We start from the raw sequence: 15,199 nt of genomic DNA, 5'->3' as shown, positions 1-15,199 counted from the left end.
CCCCGCCGGCCTTGCCGCGGCCGCCGGTCTTGACCTGCGCCTTGACGACGACGCGGGACGTTCCTGCCGCCGCGAACTCATCGGCGATGGCACGCGCCTCTTCGGGCGTGCTCGCCACCTTTCCCTGGGGTACCGGGACCCCGTGCTCCGCGAAGAGCGCCTTCGCCTGGTATTCGAACAGGTCCACGAGGGTCCGTCCTTGTTACTCGCTGGCTGCAGTGGTCTGCGGAGGCGTGTCACTCGCAGCGGGCCGGCGGGAACCATCGCCCGCAGGTCCGCGTTGTAAGTTCCTTTGATGATTCCATCCGCAACATGCGGAAGCTTAGTCCTCCCGGGGCTTGCGAGCTGCCACCGGGGGGCCGGTGACCAGTCAAAGCACGGTTTCGAGAGGAATCCCACCGGGCCACTGCCAGGGGATGCCGTGAGAATTCGTGTGACCCGTCACATCGCCCTTCACAGCACCCCGGAGAGCCACTCCCAGGCCAGCTTCGCCAGCAGCGCCGCCACCACCACGACCAGCACCGCCCGCACGAATCCGGCCCCGCGCCGCAGCGCCATGCGGGCACCGATCTGGGCCCCGGCGACGTTGCACGCGGCCAGCGCCAGGCCCATGGCCCACAGCACGTCGCCGTTGGCGGCGAACACGGCCAGCGCGCCGACGTTGGTGGCGGTGTTGACGATCTTGGCCGAGGCCGAGGCGGACACGAAGTCCATGCCGGTGACCGCGGTGAACGCGATGATCAGGAAGGTGCCCGTGCCGGGCCCGATGAGCCCGTCGTAGAAGGCCACCCCGGCCCCGGCGACCAGCACGGCGGCGGCGATCCGGCGCGGGGTGAAGCGCGCGGTGTCGGCCGAGGCCCCCAGGGCGGGGCGCACGATGACGGTGACCAGCACCGCCGCCAGCACCAGCATGACGATGGGGCGCAGCGCGTCCGAGGAGATCGCCCCGGCCAGGGCCGCCCCGGCACCGGCGCCCAGGAGCGCCAGCCCGGCGGCGGGCCACACCAGCCGGTGCCGCAGCCGCACCTTGCGGGCGTAGGCGGCGGCCGCCGAGGCGGTGCCGAACACGGCCGTCAGCTTGTTGGTGCCCAGGAGCGGGGCGACCGGCGCGTTCGGGAACGCCACCAGCAGGACGGGGAGCAGGAGCAGCCCGCCGCCGCCCACGACGGCGTCGACCCACCCGGCCGCCATGGCGGCGGCCAGCAGCAGGGCGAGGAGCTGTGGGGGGACGTCGGAGAGCGCGGGCAGGGCATCGGAGAGCACGAGCCCACAAGTGTAGGGACGTGACCGGGGCCACCCGGACCCCGCCCCCGCCCCGTCATCCGGCGGCGTGCACCGCGTGGATGTTGCCGCGCACCCAGTCGCCGATCGCGGCGGTGGTGGCGCCCGGGGTGAAGATCTTGGCGACGCCCAGGCGCTCCAGCTCCGGGATGTCCTCCTCGGGGATGATGCCGCCGCCGAAGACCTTGACGTCGGTGGCGTCGTTCTCCTTCAGCAGCTCCACGACCCGCGCGAAGATGGTCATGTGCGCGCCGGAGAGCACCGACAGGCCGATGGCGTCCGCGTCCTCCTGCAGGGCGGCGCCGACGATCATCTCCGGGGTCTGGCGCAGGCCGGTGTAGATCACCTCGACCCCGGCGTCGCGCAGGGCGCGGGCGACGACCTTCACCCCCCGGTCGTGGCCGTCGAGCCCCGGTTTGGCGATGACGACCCGAACCGCCGATGACGCACCCATGCCACGTACCTCCCGCGATCTCCGGCACCGTGTGTGCAGCGTAACGCAGGTCACTCGCAATTGAACGCACCGGGTCGCGGGTATCTGTCCGGTATGGCCGACGACCTCGACCGCCTGGAGCGGCTCAGCACCGACGAGCTCCGCGAGCGCGCGTTCGCGCTCGCCAAGCACCGCTGGGACGTGCAGTTCTTCTGGCGGCTGCTGCGCAGCATCCCCGCCGCGGAGGCCGCCGCGGGCCACCTGGAGGCGAGCGAGGCCGGCATCGCGACGGCGTCGGCGCGGGTCAGCGAGGCCCTGTCCGCGGAGGGCGACCCGGAGGTGCAGGAGGCGCTCCGGCCGCTGTACATCGCCTACCTGAGCGAGCACGGCGGCTGACCCGGGGAAGGGGGGACAGGGCGCCTCCCCCGCCGCACGTCCGTGTCCGAAATCCGCCGGTCCCTCCCACCGCACCCGGCGCACAATGGGGACGTGACCATCGCGGACATGGACGACGACCAGCTCTACCGGGCCATCCGAAGCAAGGACGCCCGGTTCGACGGCGTGTTCTACGTGGCGGTGACCAGCACCGGGATCTACTGCCGCCCCAGCTGCCCGGCCACCGTCCCCAAGCGGGCCAACGTCCGCTTCCACCGATCGGCCGCCGCCGCCCAGGCGGCCGGGTTCCGCGCCTGCAAGCGCTGCCGCCCCGACGCCTCCCCCGGGTCGCCGGAGTGGAACGCGCGCGCCGACGCCGTGGGCCGCGCCATGCGGCTCATCGCCGACGGCGAGGTCGACCGGGGCGGCGTGCCCGCCCTCGCGTCGGCCGTGGGCTACAGCGAACGGCAGCTCAACCGCCTGCTCACCGACGAGCTGGGGGCGGGGCCGCTCGCCCTGGCCCGGGCGCGCCGCGCGCAGACCGCGCGGGTGCTCATCGAGACCACCTCCATGCCGGTCTCCGACGTCGCGTTCGCCGCGGGGTTCGCCAGCATCCGGCAGTTCAACTCCACCATGCGCGAGGTGTTCGACCGCACGCCCAGGCAGATGCGGGAGCGCTCGCCGCACCGGTCCGAGGCCCCCGCCGACGGGGCCCGGCTGCGCCTGCCGCTGCGCGCGCCCATCGCCCACGCGCACATGCGCGCGTTCCTGGGGGCGCGTGCGGTCCCCGGGGTCGAGGAGGTGCGCGGCGACCGGTACCGCCGGGTGCTGGACCTGCCGCACGGCACCGGCGTCGCCGAGGTCGACCTGGCCCCGGGCGCCGCGCCGGGGCCGCCGCACCTGCCCTGCCGGCTGCACCTGGAGGACCTGCGCGACCTGGGCACCGCCGTGGAGCGGCTGCGGCGCCTGCTCGACCTGGACACCGACCCGGGCGCGGTGGCCGAGGTGCTGGGCGCCGACCCGCTGCTGGCGCCCGCGGTGCGGGCGCTGCCCGGCCTGCGCGCCCCCGGCGCCGCCGACCCCGACGAGTACGCGGTGCGGGCGGTGCTGGGCCAGCAGGTGTCCGTGGCGGCGGCGCGCACGGCGGCCGGGCGGCTGGCCGAGCGGTACGGCAAGCCGCTGCCGGCGCCCGCCGGGGAGCTGGTGCGGGCGTTCCCGCGCCCGGAGGTGCTGGCCGCCGCGGACCCGGCCGACCTGCCGATGCCGCGCTCGCGCGGGCGGGCGCTGGTCGCGCTCTGCGAGGCGCTGGCGTCCGGCGCCGTCGACCTGGGGCCCGGCGCCGACCGCGAGGAGGCGGTGGAGCGGCTGCTGGCGATCCGCGGGATCGGGCCCTGGACGGCCGACTACATCCGGATGCGGGCCCTCGGGGACCCGGACGTCCTCCTCGCCGGGGACCTGGGCGTGCGCAGGGCGCTGGAGCGCCTGGGCGGGCCTCCCGGCGGTGATGCGGTGCGCGCGTGGAGCCCGTACCGTTCCTATGCCACGCACTACCTGTGGGCCTGGGACGGCCACGAGAGCGAGGACTGACATGGAGCCCCTGCCCTTCGACCTGCCTCCCGCGGGACCGCGCTGGGGCACCCCCGCCGACCTGCGCGAGCCGTCGGCGGGACCGGTCCGCTACACGGTGACCGCCTCCCCGCTGGGCGACCTCCTCCTGCTGAGCGACGGCGAGGCCCTGACCGGGGTGCACATGTCCCCCGCCGCGCCGCCGGAGGGCGCCGAGCACGCGCCGGACGCCTTCGGCACGGCGGTGAAGGAGCTGGACGCCTACTTCGCGGGGGAGCTGAGGGAGTTCTCGGTCCCGCTGGCCCCGCGGGGGACCCCGTTCCAGCTCAGGGTGTGGCGGCAGCTCACGGCGATCCCGTACGGGACGACGGTGAGCTACGGCGACATCGCCGCGGCGCTGGAGGCGCCCGGGGCGTCCCGGGCCGTGGGCACGGCCAACAACAGGAACCCGCTGTCGATCGTGATCCCGTGCCACCGGGTGATCGGGGCCGACGGCGCGATGGTCGGGTACGGTGGAGGCCTCGAGCGCAAGGAGCGCCTGCTCCGCCTCGAAGGCATCCGCCTGAGATAGCCGTCCCCATCCGGACCACCGGATTCCCCGCGCTGAGCGCGTTCCTCTCCTCAGACCCGGTGCGGCCGCAGACCGCCGCCCATCCGCGCGGGCTCTCAATCCTCGTTTCGGCAAGGCTCCGCCATGCCCGCATCCGCTGACGACGGGGACCCTTCCCATGCACCACCCGCACCTCTCGCACGTCTCGCGCCCCGCGCACCACCGGCCCGCCGTCTGGGCCTTCGGGCTGGGCGCGTTCAGCGTCCAGTTCGACTCCTTCGCCCTCAACCTCGCCCTGCCGTCCATCGGCGCCGACCTCGGGATGGCCGCCGACCGGCTCCCCGCCGCCGTCGCCGCCTACCTGCTCGCCTGCGGGGCGGCCATGGTGCCCGGCGGCGGCGCCGGGGACCGGGTCGGCCACCGCAGGGTGCTGCTCGCGGGGCTCACCGCGTTCGCCGCCGGGTCGGTCCTGTGCGCGCTGGCGGCCGACCCGGCGGGCCTCATCGCCTTCCGCGCCCTCCAGGGCCTGGGCGGCGGCCTGGTGATGCCCTCCGGGCTGGCGCTGATCGCCCGGACGGCGCCCGCCGGGCGGGCCGCCCGCGCCACGGGCCGCGCGCTCGGCGCGGCCGGACTGGCGACCGCCGCCGGCCCCGTCGCCGGAGGGGCGCTGACCTCCCTGGCCGGGTGGCCCTGGGTCTTCTGGGCGGTGGTCCCCCTGGCCGCCGCCGCTGCCGGGGCCGCCCTCGCCGTCCGGGAGCCGTCCCCGGACCCGCGCCCGACACGGCGCCCGCCGGGCACCCGGCCGATCCGGGTGCTGCGCGCCGCCGCCCCCGCCGCCGCGCTCGGGGCCGCCGCCAACGCCGCGACCGTGGTCTGGCTCTTCACCGGGCCGCTCGCCCTCCAGCGGGCCTGGGGCCTGGACGCGGCGGCGGCCGGGCTCGTCTTCGCCGCACCCGCGCTCGCCGTCGCGGCGGGCGGCCCACTCGCGGGCCGCGCGGCGGCGCGGCCGCTCCCTGTGCTCACCGCCCTCACCGGCACGGGCGCCGGCCTGCTCGCCACGCTCGGCGCCCTGCCCTCGGTCCCGCTGGTCGCGGCCGCCCTGACGGCGTGCGGGCTGGTCCTGGGCACCGCCAACGCCCTGGCCCTGATCGCGGTCCAGCAGGCCGCCCCGCCCGACGCGGCCGGGCTGGCCTCCGGGGCGGCCAAGACCGCCGTCACCGCCGCCGGAGGCCTCGCGATGGTGGCGGTCTCGGCGGCCATGGCAGGATGAGGCATGGCCGAGATCCACCGCACCTCCCTGCACCCCACCAAGCTGGAGCTGCTCACCGGCTGGCTCCCCTCCCGGCCCTGGTACCGCGGGCAGGGGGCACCGGAGCTCTCCAAGGCCGGCGGCTTCCGCCTGGACGACCCGGAGGGCGAGGTCGGGATCGAGTTCATGGTGGTCGCCGACGCGTCCGGACCCGCCCCGACCGCCTACCTGGTCCCGCTCACCTACCGGGGCGCCCCGCTCGACGGGGCCCAGAACGCCCTCCTCGGCACCATGGAGCACGGCGTCCTGGGGACGCGCTGGGTCTACGACGCCTTGCGCGACCCCGTGGCCGTGGCCCAGCTCACGGCGCTGCTCGAAGGCCGGGTCCAGGCCCAGGAGCAGAGCGTGAGCGACACCGTCGCCCGGGACGTCGAGGTCCGCGTCGGCACAGCCGTGTCCGGGCCCCGGGTGCACCGGATCCCGGCGGACGCGCCGCCCGAGGGGGCGAACGGCCACGTCACCGGCGTCTGGACGATGCCCGGCGGCGCCCGGGGCCGGGGCGTCCTCGCCTCCGGCTGACCGGGGCCGCTACCCCTGCCGCTCCGGGGCGCCCATGCGCTGGGTGCCCACCACCGACAGCAGGCGCATCGCCTCCTCCGACGACGTGCCGGGCTCCGCCGTGTAGATCACCACCTGCTGGTCCCGGTCGGCGATGTCGAGCACGTCGCACACCACCGACACCGGGCCCACCACCGGGTGCCGCAGCGTCTTGCACAGCGCCGGACGGGCGCACACGTCGTGCGACGCCCACAGCCCGGCGAACTCGGCGCTGCCCTCCAGCAGCTCCCGCACCAGCCCCGCCACCTCCGGATCCTCCGGGTAGCGCGCGGCCGCCGCGCGCAGCCGCCGCGCCGCCGAGCCCGCGAACCCGTCGGCGCCCGCGCTGAACAGCTCCCGCCCCGACCCGAGGAAGTACCGCCGCAGCAGGTTGCGCTCGCGCGGCGGCACCGCGGAGAAGTCCTCCAGCAGCGCGGCGGCCAGCGCGTTCCAGGCGATCACCTCGTAGGTCGCCGACAGCACGATCGCCGCCGCGTTCGGCAGCCGCTCGAGCAGCGCCAGGATGCTCGGCCGCACCTCGCGGGAGGGGCCCGGCGGCGGCCCCGGCGGGGAGCCCGCCAGGTGGTGCATGTGGTCGCGCTCGGCGTCCGACAGCCGCAGCGCGCGGGCCACCCCCGCCAGCACCTCGCGCGAGGGGCGCGGGGCGCGCGCCTGCTCCAGCCGCGTGTAGTACTCCGGGGAGATGAACGCCAGCCGGGCCACCTCCTCCCGCCGCAGGCCCGGCGTCCGGCGGCGCCGCCCCGCGGGCAGCCCCACCTCCTCCGGGGAGATCCGCTCACGGCGGCTGCGCAGGAAGGAGCCCAGTTCTCGTCTGTCCACACACCGAGTGTGCTCCACCGCCGCACCGCTCAGCCAGGTACCGCCGGTGCCTGGCTACCCGCCTGGGCCCAGGGCACGGTCGAAGCCATGGACGACACCACGAAGACCACCACCGGACTCCTCGACGGCAAGGCCCTGCTCATCACCGGGGCCAGCCGCGGCATCGGCGCGGCCGCCGCACGGCTCTTCGCCCGGGAGGGCGCCCGCGTGCTGCTCACCGCCCGCACGGAGGAACAGCTCGCGTCGGTCACCGCCGACATCCGCGCCGAGGGCGGAACCGCCGAGTACGCGCTGTGCGACCTGGACGACGCCGACGCCGTGCGCGCCGCCGCGGACCGCGCCGCCGAACTCTTCGGGCGGCTCGACGGCGCCTTCAACAACGGCGCGGCGGGCCAGCCGCCCGGCCCCGTGGACACCACCGGCGACGACGTGCTCGACCTGGTGTACCGGGTGAACCTGCGCGGCCCCTGGCGGGCGATGTCCGCCGAGGTGGCCGCCATCCGCGCCACCGCCGGGACCGGGGCCATCGTCAACACCTCCAGCGTCGGGTCGCTCATGGCCAACCCCGAGCTGCCCGCCTACGGGGCGATGAAGCGCGCGCTCAACAGCCTGACCGAGTCGGCCGCCCGCACCTTCGGCCCCGAGGGCATCCGGGTCAACGCGATCGCGCCCGGAACCACCCTCACCGAGCTGCTGCGGGACTGGGAGGCCGCGTCCCCCGGGGTCATCGAGCACCTGAACGCGCGCACACCGCTCGGCCGCGCCGCCGACCCCTCCGAGGTCGCCGAGGCGGCGGCGTGGATGCTCAGCGACCGGGCGTCCTACGTGACCGGGACGGTCCTGCGCGTCGACGGCGGGATGCTCGCCTAAGTGCCCGCGCGGACAGGCGGCCGAGCGCACCCGCCCGTCCGCGCGCCTTCTACGGCTCCTCCAACGCCCCCATGACCTCACCCAGCACCTTCACCTGGTCGGGCGTGAGCCGGTCGAACACCCGCTCGCGCACCTTGGCCACGTGGCCCCGGGCGGCGTCCGCCAAGGCGGCGCCGCCCTCTGCGGTCAGCACCGCCCAGTACCCCCGGCGGTCGTCCGTGCACGGCTCGCGGCGCACGTAGCCCATCCGCTCCAGGCGGGTGATCTGGTGGGTCAGGCGGCTCTTGGAGACGATGACGCTGTCGGCCAGGTTCCGCATCCGCATGCGCTCGCCCTCGGCCTCCGACAGGGACACGAGGATGCCGTACTCGACCAGGCTCAGCCCGCTCGCGCGCTGCAGGTCCCGGTCGAGCTCGGACTCGATCCGCGACTGCGCGCGCAGCAGGCTCCGCCACACGCCCTGCTCGTGCCCGCTCAGCCACTCCACCGTGTCCATGCCGGTCATCGTAGCCCGGCCAGCCAGTCCCGGGCGGCCCCCGCCACCGCGGGCGGGAGCGCGTGGCCGCCCGGGTGCTCGCGCACCTCCACCGCGGCGCCCCGGTCGCGGAGCTGGCCGGCCAGCAGCCGTGCCTGGTCGATCGGCGTGACGGGGTCGGCGGTCCCCGCCCCCATGAACACGTCCGTCCCCGACAGGTCGGCCTCCCCCGGATCGCGCCCCTGCAGCGGGGCCGCCGACGCGAACAGCGCCGCGCCCCGCAGCAGCCCCGGGTGCAGGAGCAGCAGCGCGGCCGCGATGTTGGCGCCGTTGGAGAACCCGGCCGCCACGATGCGTGCGGGGTCCAGCCCGTAGGCCGCCGTGGCCCGCCGGACGAACCCGGCCAGGCCCGCGGCGCGCTCCACCACGTCGTCGACGTCGAACACGCCCTCGCGCAGCCGCCGGAACCAGCGGGCGGCGCCGTTCTCGTCCACCGTGCCCCGGGGTGACAACAGTGTGGCCCCGGAGTGAAGGGCCCGCCCCAGGCCGAGCAGGTCGTGCTCGTCGGCGCCGGTGCCGTGCAGGAGCAGCAGGACCGGCGCCCCGGGCCGCCCCTGCTCCAGTACGTGGACCAGGCCCAGATCCTGCGTGCTCACAGCGCCTCCCCCGGGTCCGCCACCACCAGTTCGGGCAGGTGGCGCTCGATCTCCTCGCGGCGCGGCTCCAGCCACGGCGGCAGCCGCAGCGACCTTCCGAGCTGCAGCAGCGGCTCGTCGTAGTCGAACCCGGGGCCGTCGGTGGCGATCTCCAGCAGGACGCCGCCGGGCTCGCGGAAGTAGATGGAGGTGAAGTAGGAGCGGTCGCGGACCTCGGTGACGTCCACGCCGCCGTCGGCCAGCGACCCGCGCCAGGCCTCCTGGGTGGGGCCGTCCGGGGCGCGGTAGGCGACGTGGTGCACGGTCCCGGCCGCGACGAGCCCGCGCTCGGCCCTCGGGTCGGCCAGCACGTCCACGATGGTGCCCACGCCCTCGGTGCTCGGGCCGGTGCGGAACCGGTCCCGCGGCCCGTCCTCGGCGACCGGCGCGAACCCCAGCGTTCCCCCGAGCATGCCGGCGGTGCCGTCCAGGTCGTGCTCGGTGAGGGTGACCGACCGGATGCCGCGGATGGCGTGCTCGGCGGGGACCGCCCCGCCGTCCCAGGGGTCGGTGTCGTGCGTGTCGGCGCTCGCGACCAGCTCGACGACCAGGCCGTCGGGGTCGCGCAGGGACAGCACGTCCTCCTCGATGCGCTCGGTGGGCCGGTCGGCCTCCACCCCGAGCGCGGCCAGGTGCCGCGCCCACCAGCCCAGCGACCCCTCGGGCACCGCGAAGGAGGTGGTGGTGGCCTGCCCGGCGCCGAGGCGGCCCTTGGGCGCGCCCGGCCATGGGAAGAAGGTCATCACGGTGCCGGGGTTGCCCGCCCGGTCGCCGTAGTACAGGTGGTAGGTCTCGGGCGCGTCGAAGTTGACCGTCCGCTTGACCAGCCGCATGCCCAGCGCGTTCAGGTAGAAGTCGGCGTTGGCCTGCGGGTCGCTCGCGATGGCGGTCACGTGGTGGATGCCGCTCGGTCTCACGTCCATGTGGGCCTTCCTGGGACGGGCGGATGGGTCCTTGCCCGGAAAAACAGTTCAAGATTCAACTACATTCCCCGGGAAACGCGCCACCTGCACGTGCACCGGCACTACCCTGTGCCGCATGGCGCACCGTCACCCCAGCAAGCTCAACGCCGAGCACGTCGCCCACCCCTCGGCGCGGCGCCTGCTCAAGGCCGAGCTGGCCAACTGCGCCGACTGCCGCACCCACTCCGAGGAGGAGGTCCTGGCCACGCCCGAGGTGTTCGCCTCGCTCCTGCACGGCTTCGCCCTCAAGCGCGCGGCACAGTGGCGCGACCGGCACTCCCGCTACCCCTCCTCGCTGCACGACCTCGCCCCGCCGACGGAGGTGCGCTTCCTGACCTCCCCTACCCGGGAGATCGCCCTGCTGTGCATCATCGGCTCGCGCTCGGGCGACCGCGTGGACACCGCCGCGGCCCTGGACGAACTCGAGGCGATGACCGGCGCCGAGCGCGCACTGGTGCTCGGCGACCTCATCGACGGCCTCCTGGAGGACGAGGGCTGACCCCTTCCCTTCATCCCACATACGGGATATCTTCCCGAATATGAGAGACCTCGACGCCCGCCTCGCGCGGCGGCTCGCCGCGCTCCGCACCGAACACGGGTGGTCCCTGGACGCCCTGGCCGGCGCCACCGGCATCAGCCGCTCCACGCTCTCCCGCATCGAGCGCGCCGAGATCAGCCCCACCGCCGCCCTGCTCGGCTCCCTGGGCGCCGCCTACGGGCGCACCCCCTCCCAGCTGCTCGCCGAGGCCGAACCCGAGCCCCCGCGGCTCGTCCGCGCCGAGGACCAGGACGTCTGGCGGGACGAGGCCACCGGGTTCGACCGCCGCACCGTCTCCCCGCCCCACCCCTCCCTGCGCGCCGAGATGGTCCAGGGGGAACTGCGCCCCGGCGCCGACATCGCCTACCCCGAACCGCCCGTCCCCGGCCTCGAACAGCACGTGTGGATCCTCTCCGGCGAGCTGCACCTGACCGCCGACGGCACCGACCACCGGCTCCAAGAGGGCGACTGCCTGCGCTTCCGCCTGTGGGGTCCCACACGCTTCCGCTGCCCCGGCCCCGACCCCGTCCGCTACGCCGTGGTGCTGGTGCGCCCATGACCGCCGTGGTCCTCACCCCGAAAGCCTTCGGCGACAGCATCGACGCCCTCGCCGACCTGCTCACCGCGACCGTCGCCGCGGGCGCCTCGGTCGGCTTCCCCGCCCCCATCGACACCGCGCAGGCCGCCGCATGGTGGCGCTCCCGCCGGCCCGCCGTCGACGACGGAAGCCTCCAGGTGTGGGCCGCCCCCGGACCCGGCGGCCGCATCCTGGGCACCGCCGGGCTGGCGTTCGCCCCCATGCCCAACGGCGCCCACCGGGCCGAGGTCGTCAAGGTGATGGTGCACCCCGACGCGCGCGGACGCGGCCTCGGCCGGACGCTGCTCCACGCGGTCGAAGAGGGGGCCGCCCAGGCCGGGGTGAGCCTGCTCGTGCTCGACACCGAGGTCGGCGGCCCCGCCGAACGCCTCTACGGCGGGGCGGGGTGGACCCCCGTCGGCGTCATCCCCGACTTCGCCGCCGACACGAAGGGCGAGCTCCAGGGCACCAGGATCTACTACAAGCGGATCCCGGCCCACACGGGGCCGGGGCGGTGAGCCGACACGCGGTCAGGCCAGCCCCGCCTCATGGGCCAGGATCGCCGCGCGCACACGGTTGCCCACGTCCAGCTCCACCAGGATCGCGCTCACGTGCGCCTTGACCGTCCCCTCCGACACGTGCAGCCGCCGGGCGATCCCCTGGTTGGTCAACCCCTGCCCCACCAGGGCCAACACCTCGCGCTCCCGCGGCGTCAACCCGTCCAGGCGGTCCCGGGCGCGGCGCTCCCGCGCCATCCCGCCCTCCCGCAGCCGGGCGATCACCCCCTGGGCGATCCGCGGCGACAGGTACGCCGCGCCGTCGGCCACCGCCCGCACGGCCACGGTCAGCTCCCTGGGGTCCGAGGCCTTCAGCAGGAACCCCGCCGCCCCCTCCTCCAGCGCCCGCGCGACGTACTCCTCCTCGTCGAAGGTGGTCAGCACCACGGTCCTCACCTCCGGGGCGACCCTGCGCAGCTCCGCGGCGGCCTCCAGGCCGTCCATCCGCGGCATCCGGATGTCCATCAGCACCACGTCCGGACGGTGCGCCGGCACCGCCGCCACCGCCTCGCGCCCGTCCCCGGCCTCGGCGACCACCGCGATCCCCGCGTCGGTCTCCAGGATCGCCCGGACCCCCACCCGGACCATCGGCTCGTCGTCCGCGATCAGGACCCGGATCACCGGTCCTCCTCCACCGGGAGGCGGGCCGCGACGACGAACCGCCCGCCCTCCTCCCCCGCCCGCAGCGCACCGCCGAGCAACCGCACCCTCTCCGCGAGACCCGCCAGGCCGCTGCCGCCCGTCATCGCGGGAGCACCCGGCAGCTCACCTTCCCGCAGCTCATTGGAGACCACCACGCCGACCACACCGCCCCCGTCCTCGATCTCCACATCGACCGGGGCCCCGGGGGCGTGCCGCGCCGCGTTCGTCAACGCCTCCTTCACGATGCGGCGGACGGCCCACTGCACGTCCTGATCACCCCGCACCGGCGCCGACGACAACCGCACGTCCAGCCCCGCCTCCCGCGCGCGCTCCACGAGCGCCTCGACCCCCTCCTCGTGCGGCGACACCGGGGCGGCACCGCCCCGCAGCATCGCCACCGTCCCGCGCAGCCGGTCCGTCGCCTCCACCGCCTGGCTCCGCAGCGCCGCCGCGGCCTCCCGGTCGGCCTCCGACAACCCCTGCGACAGCTCCAGCGCCCCGGCCCTCAAGGCGATCAGCGCCAGGTCGTGCCCGAGGGAGTCGTGCATGTCCGAGGCGATGCGCGCCCGCTCGCGCAACCGCGCCTTCTCCTCCACCGACTCCCGTTCGCGCTCCAACGCCTCCACCCGCTGCCGCTGGGCCGCGACCAGCGCGGCCTGCTGCCCCCGGAACCGCCCGATCGTCCACGGCAGCGCCACGAAGACCAGCGTGCACAACACCACCGTGGTGCCTTCGGAGAACTCCACCACGGCCATGACGACCAGCCCCGCCACCGGGCCGGCCGCCAGGATCCACGGCCCATGGGACTGCGGCAGCCGCCTGCCGTGCAGGTAGGCGGCCACCAGCAGCACCAGGAACAGCCCCTGCCGCCACGCGGGCAGCTGCACCGTCCCCAACGCGTTGACCACGCAGACCGCCACCACCGCGGCCAGGGCCGCCGCACTCCCCAGCTTCCTCACGAGCAGCGATCCTATTTCGCCCGCACCAGGCCGAACACCCGGGCGGCGATGACGGCCAGCCCCGCCAGCCCGGCCGCGAACACCGCCACGGTGAGCGGGATCGAGAAATACGTCAGCTGCTCCCAGGTCACGTGCCGGCCGTTGGTCAGCACCGTGATCACCCCCCGGTACCCCGCCATCAGCGCGACCGGGAGCGCCAAGGGCAGGCACCGCAGCACGGCGACCCACAGTGGACGCGCCGCCCGCGCCGCCGCCCACCTCCCCGAGCGCACAACGCCCACCACGCCCAGCCCGGCCGCCAGCAGCGTGATCCCTCCGAGGATCCACTGGTACGCGCCGTCCCCCTCGGGAAGCACCGGGTCGCGCCCCTCGCTGATCGCGATGAGGCCCTCCATGATCGTGTAGGTGTCGTCGGTCAGGAGCGCACTGTCCGCCATGACCGCGAACCCGTACCCGGTCTCCGGGACGACACCGTGGGCCGCGTACGAGGTGAACAGGTTGCCCGAGTGGGACACGAGCCCTCGGCCGCCCTCGGTCTCGTCCACGCCCCACCCCAGGCCGTAGTCCCCCACCTCACTCGCCGTGCGCATGGCGTCGAGGCCGTCCTGGGAGACCGGCCCCTCCCCCGTCTGCGACACCAGCCAGCGCCCCATGTCCGACGCGGTCGAGACCGCCCCTCCCGAGGCGCTGTGGTCGAGGAAGCCGTCGATCTCCTCCCGCTCGATCCACATCCCGAAGAGCCCGTTGCGCCCGTTCGCCGGATCCGACTCCTCCGCGCTGAGGGTCGTCTCCTCCATCCCGAGCGCCCCGAAGACCTCGTCCTTCATGTAGTCGTCGTAGCTCCGCCCGGTGACGACCTCCACCAGCCGCGCGGCGATGTTGTAGTTGACGTTGCAGTACGCCCACTCGGCACCGGGGTCGGTGGTCAGGGAGTCGTCCTCCAGCCGGGACACGTAGTCCTCCAGCGATTCCGACTCCTCCAGGTCCGCGATGTCGATGCTCCGGTCCGACAGCCCCGACGTCTGGTCGAGCAGCTGGCGCGGGGTGATCTCCTCCGCCCGCCCGTCGGCCATCGTGAACTCGGGCAGCTGCTCCACCAGGGGCGCGTCGAGGTCGATCTCCCCCTGCTCCACCAGGTTCATGACCCCGTAGGCCGACAGCGACTTGGTCACCGACGCCAGGCGCATCGGGCTGTGCTCGTCGATCGGCTCCCCACGCGAATCCGTGCCGTACCCCTCCGCCATGAGGACCTCGTCCCCGTGCGTCACGGCGACCGCGAGCCCCGGCAGCCCGCTGGACGCGAAGGCCTCCTCCGCGTACGAGGCGAACTCCTCCGCGGAAGGCGCTGCGGGGGGCTCTGCGGAGGGCGCTGCGGAGGGCTCCGCCCCGCCTCCGTCCGCGTGGGCCCCCGGGGCCCAGACCACCGCCGTCGCGGCGATCAGCCCCACGGCGGGCAACAGTCGTGTCAGCGTCTTGCGCACCAGATCTCCCCACACAGGTCTTCCGGACACCCAAGACGCTACGAATCACCAGGTCAGCCAGGCATCGGCCGGCCTTCCAGACCCACCCCCGACGAAAGTCATAGAGGTCCTATGCCGCCTGGGACCAGGACCCGTCATCGTCGTCGGACTCCCCGGCGCCCGCCCCCCGGTCACCGCCCCGGTGGGCCCGGTAGTGGGCCTTCAACCGCAGCATGTGCTTCTCCCGGTTGTGGCGCCCGCACAGCAGCTGGGCGTTGCCCACCGAGGTGGTGCCGCCCTCCCACCACTCGGTGCGGTGGTCCCCCTGGCACCAGCGGGCCGGGACGGAGCACCCGCCCTCCCACTGGCAGGTGCCCGCCTTCGCGGCGAGGGCCTCCCGCATCCGCGTCGGGAAGGTCCGCCGGGCCCGCCCGATGTCCACCACGCCCTTCACCGGGTCGGTGACCACCCGGCGGAGCAGCGAATCGGTGGCGAAGGCCCGGGCCACCGAGCCGGGAAGGACCCGGTCGCGGTCGCTCACCGCGGGCTCGGAGCCCTCCTCGCCCTGCAGGG

The 15,199-nt window shown here is 75.2% G+C and carries 20 protein-coding genes; 9 read left to right on the top strand and 11 right to left on the bottom strand.

Features of this window, described 5'->3' with window-relative positions; genetic code table 11:
* The 3 genes from O4J56_RS29690 to O4J56_RS29680 all read right to left on the bottom strand — a co-directional run.
* A partial coding sequence (locus O4J56_RS29690; protein ID WP_333563832.1) for an ATP-grasp domain-containing protein occupies window positions 1-187 on the bottom strand: 187 nt, incomplete at its 3' end.
* A 266-nt stretch (window positions 188-453) separates the two neighbouring features.
* On the bottom strand, window positions 454-1,263 hold the full coding sequence (locus O4J56_RS29685) for a sulfite exporter TauE/SafE family protein (protein ID WP_270690385.1): 810 nt from the start codon (window positions 1,261-1,263) through the stop codon (window positions 454-456).
* Between the two features lie 55 nt (window positions 1,264-1,318).
* Window positions 1,319-1,735: a cobalamin B12-binding domain-containing protein gene (locus O4J56_RS29680; protein ID WP_270690384.1), complete on the bottom strand. Its 417-nt coding sequence runs from the start codon at window positions 1,733-1,735 to the stop codon at window positions 1,319-1,321.
* 93 nt (window positions 1,736-1,828) lie between these two features.
* Here O4J56_RS29680 and O4J56_RS29675 point away from each other — a divergent pair, with 93 nt between their 5' ends.
* From O4J56_RS29675 to O4J56_RS29655, 5 genes are all read left to right on the top strand, one after another.
* Complete coding sequence (locus O4J56_RS29675; RefSeq protein WP_270690383.1) at window positions 1,829-2,110, top strand: hypothetical protein; 282 nt, start codon at window positions 1,829-1,831, stop codon at window positions 2,108-2,110.
* Between the two features lie 108 nt (window positions 2,111-2,218).
* The gene (locus tag O4J56_RS29670; RefSeq protein ID WP_270690386.1) at window positions 2,219-3,676 is read left to right on the top strand and encodes a DNA-3-methyladenine glycosylase 2 family protein; all 1,458 of its coding nucleotides are present in this window, start codon (window positions 2,219-2,221) and stop codon (window positions 3,674-3,676) included.
* A gap of 1 nt (window position 3,677) precedes the next feature.
* Window positions 3,678-4,226: a methylated-DNA--[protein]-cysteine S-methyltransferase gene (locus O4J56_RS29665; protein ID WP_270690382.1), complete on the top strand. Its 549-nt coding sequence runs from the start codon at window positions 3,678-3,680 to the stop codon at window positions 4,224-4,226.
* Between the two features lie 157 nt (window positions 4,227-4,383).
* Window positions 4,384-5,475, top strand: coding sequence for an MFS transporter (locus O4J56_RS29660; RefSeq protein WP_270690381.1), 1,092 nt, complete (start codon window positions 4,384-4,386; stop codon window positions 5,473-5,475).
* A 3-nt stretch (window positions 5,476-5,478) separates the two neighbouring features.
* Complete coding sequence (locus tag O4J56_RS29655; protein ID WP_270690380.1) at window positions 5,479-6,033, top strand: maltokinase N-terminal cap-like domain-containing protein; 555 nt, start codon at window positions 5,479-5,481, stop codon at window positions 6,031-6,033.
* A gap of 9 nt (window positions 6,034-6,042) precedes the next feature.
* Here O4J56_RS29655 and O4J56_RS29650 read toward each other — a convergent pair whose 3' ends face one another.
* Entirely contained in the window at window positions 6,043-6,891 is an 849-nt protein-coding gene (locus O4J56_RS29650; RefSeq protein WP_270690379.1) for a helix-turn-helix transcriptional regulator, read from the bottom strand.
* Window positions 6,892-6,978: 87 nt separating this feature from the next.
* On the opposite strand from O4J56_RS29650, the gene O4J56_RS29645 reads away from it, so the two are divergent.
* On the top strand, window positions 6,979-7,761 hold the full coding sequence (locus O4J56_RS29645; RefSeq protein WP_270690378.1) for an SDR family NAD(P)-dependent oxidoreductase: 783 nt from the start codon (window positions 6,979-6,981) through the stop codon (window positions 7,759-7,761).
* Window positions 7,762-7,810: 49 nt separating this feature from the next.
* On the opposite strand, the gene O4J56_RS29640 is transcribed toward O4J56_RS29645, so the two are convergent.
* From O4J56_RS29640 to O4J56_RS29630, 3 genes are read right to left on the bottom strand one after another with little or no spacing between them, the layout of a single operon-like run.
* Complete coding sequence (locus O4J56_RS29640; protein ID WP_270690377.1) at window positions 7,811-8,266, bottom strand: MarR family winged helix-turn-helix transcriptional regulator; 456 nt, start codon at window positions 8,264-8,266, stop codon at window positions 7,811-7,813.
* Complete coding sequence (locus O4J56_RS29635; RefSeq protein WP_270690376.1) at window positions 8,263-8,892, bottom strand: alpha/beta hydrolase; 630 nt, start codon at window positions 8,890-8,892, stop codon at window positions 8,263-8,265. The genes O4J56_RS29640 and O4J56_RS29635 overlap by 4 nt, the downstream gene beginning before the upstream one ends.
* Complete coding sequence (locus tag O4J56_RS29630; RefSeq protein WP_270690375.1) at window positions 8,889-9,854, bottom strand: ring-cleaving dioxygenase; 966 nt, start codon at window positions 9,852-9,854, stop codon at window positions 8,889-8,891. The genes O4J56_RS29635 and O4J56_RS29630 overlap by 4 nt, the downstream gene beginning before the upstream one ends.
* A 115-nt stretch (window positions 9,855-9,969) precedes the next feature.
* Between O4J56_RS29630 and O4J56_RS29625 the strand changes: the two genes are divergently transcribed.
* Genes O4J56_RS29625 through O4J56_RS29615 form a run of 3 tightly spaced genes read left to right on the top strand, consistent with a single transcriptional unit; the run spans window position 9,970 to window position 11,526 of the window.
* Window positions 9,970-10,392, top strand: a complete 423-nt coding sequence (locus tag O4J56_RS29625; RefSeq protein WP_270690374.1) for a hypothetical protein — start codon at window positions 9,970-9,972, stop codon at window positions 10,390-10,392.
* Window positions 10,393-10,432: 40 nt separating this feature from the next.
* Window positions 10,433-10,990, top strand: a complete 558-nt coding sequence (locus O4J56_RS29620; RefSeq protein ID WP_270690373.1) for a helix-turn-helix domain-containing protein — start codon at window positions 10,433-10,435, stop codon at window positions 10,988-10,990.
* The gene (locus O4J56_RS29615; RefSeq protein ID WP_270690372.1) at window positions 10,987-11,526 is read left to right on the top strand and encodes a GNAT family N-acetyltransferase; all 540 of its coding nucleotides are present in this window, start codon (window positions 10,987-10,989) and stop codon (window positions 11,524-11,526) included. Before O4J56_RS29620 ends, O4J56_RS29615 begins: the two co-directional genes overlap by 4 nt.
* 12 nt (window positions 11,527-11,538) lie before the next feature.
* Here the strand turns inward: O4J56_RS29615 and O4J56_RS29610 are convergent, their stop codons facing one another.
* From O4J56_RS29610 to O4J56_RS29595, 4 genes are all read right to left on the bottom strand, one after another.
* The gene (locus O4J56_RS29610; protein WP_270690371.1) at window positions 11,539-12,186 is read right to left on the bottom strand and encodes a response regulator; all 648 of its coding nucleotides are present in this window, start codon (window positions 12,184-12,186) and stop codon (window positions 11,539-11,541) included.
* Complete coding sequence (locus O4J56_RS29605; protein ID WP_270690370.1) at window positions 12,183-13,166, bottom strand: sensor histidine kinase; 984 nt, start codon at window positions 13,164-13,166, stop codon at window positions 12,183-12,185. Before O4J56_RS29605 ends, O4J56_RS29610 begins: the two co-directional genes overlap by 4 nt.
* A gap of 11 nt (window positions 13,167-13,177) precedes the next feature.
* Window positions 13,178-14,647 carry a serine hydrolase domain-containing protein gene (locus tag O4J56_RS29600; protein ID WP_270690369.1) on the bottom strand — a complete coding sequence of 490 codons (1,470 nt, stop codon included), beginning with the start codon at window positions 14,645-14,647 and terminating at the stop codon, window positions 13,178-13,180.
* A gap of 109 nt (window positions 14,648-14,756) precedes the next feature.
* The coding region (locus tag O4J56_RS29595; RefSeq protein WP_270690367.1) for an HNH endonuclease signature motif containing protein at window positions 14,757-15,199 on the bottom strand (443 nt) is incomplete at its 5' end.

The sequence above is a fragment of the Nocardiopsis endophytica genome (assembly GCF_027706725.1).
Taxonomy (GTDB): Bacteria; Actinomycetota; Actinomycetes; order Streptosporangiales; family Streptosporangiaceae; genus Nocardiopsis_A; species Nocardiopsis_A endophytica.
Note: the sequence above shows the minus strand (reverse complement) of the source record. Positions and strands in the feature narration are given on the sequence as shown.

Bases quoted from the DNA above. Each gene is read 5' to 3' on its own strand.
- O4J56_RS29680 (WP_270690384.1), bottom strand. From the start codon at position 1,735: ATGGGTGCGTCATCGGCGGTTCGGGTCGTCATCGCCAAACCGGGGCTC.
- O4J56_RS29675 (WP_270690383.1), top strand. From the start codon at position 1,829: ATGGCCGACGACCTCGACCGCCTGGAGCGGCTCAGCACCGACGAGCTC.
- O4J56_RS29670 (WP_270690386.1), top strand. From the start codon at position 2,219: ATGGACGACGACCAGCTCTACCGGGCCATCCGAAGCAAGGACGCCCGG.
- O4J56_RS29665 (WP_270690382.1), top strand. From the start codon at position 3,678: ATGGAGCCCCTGCCCTTCGACCTGCCTCCCGCGGGACCGCGCTGGGGC.
- O4J56_RS29660 (WP_270690381.1), top strand. From the start codon at position 4,384: ATGCACCACCCGCACCTCTCGCACGTCTCGCGCCCCGCGCACCACCGG.
- O4J56_RS29655 (WP_270690380.1), top strand. From the start codon at position 5,479: ATGGCCGAGATCCACCGCACCTCCCTGCACCCCACCAAGCTGGAGCTG.
- O4J56_RS29645 (WP_270690378.1), top strand. From the start codon at position 6,979: ATGGACGACACCACGAAGACCACCACCGGACTCCTCGACGGCAAGGCC.
- O4J56_RS29640 (WP_270690377.1), bottom strand. From the start codon at position 8,266: ATGACCGGCATGGACACGGTGGAGTGGCTGAGCGGGCACGAGCAGGGC.
- O4J56_RS29630 (WP_270690375.1), bottom strand. From the start codon at position 9,854: ATGGACGTGAGACCGAGCGGCATCCACCACGTGACCGCCATCGCGAGC.
- O4J56_RS29625 (WP_270690374.1), top strand. From the start codon at position 9,970: ATGGCGCACCGTCACCCCAGCAAGCTCAACGCCGAGCACGTCGCCCAC.
- O4J56_RS29620 (WP_270690373.1), top strand. From the start codon at position 10,433: ATGAGAGACCTCGACGCCCGCCTCGCGCGGCGGCTCGCCGCGCTCCGC.
- O4J56_RS29615 (WP_270690372.1), top strand. From the start codon at position 10,987: ATGACCGCCGTGGTCCTCACCCCGAAAGCCTTCGGCGACAGCATCGAC.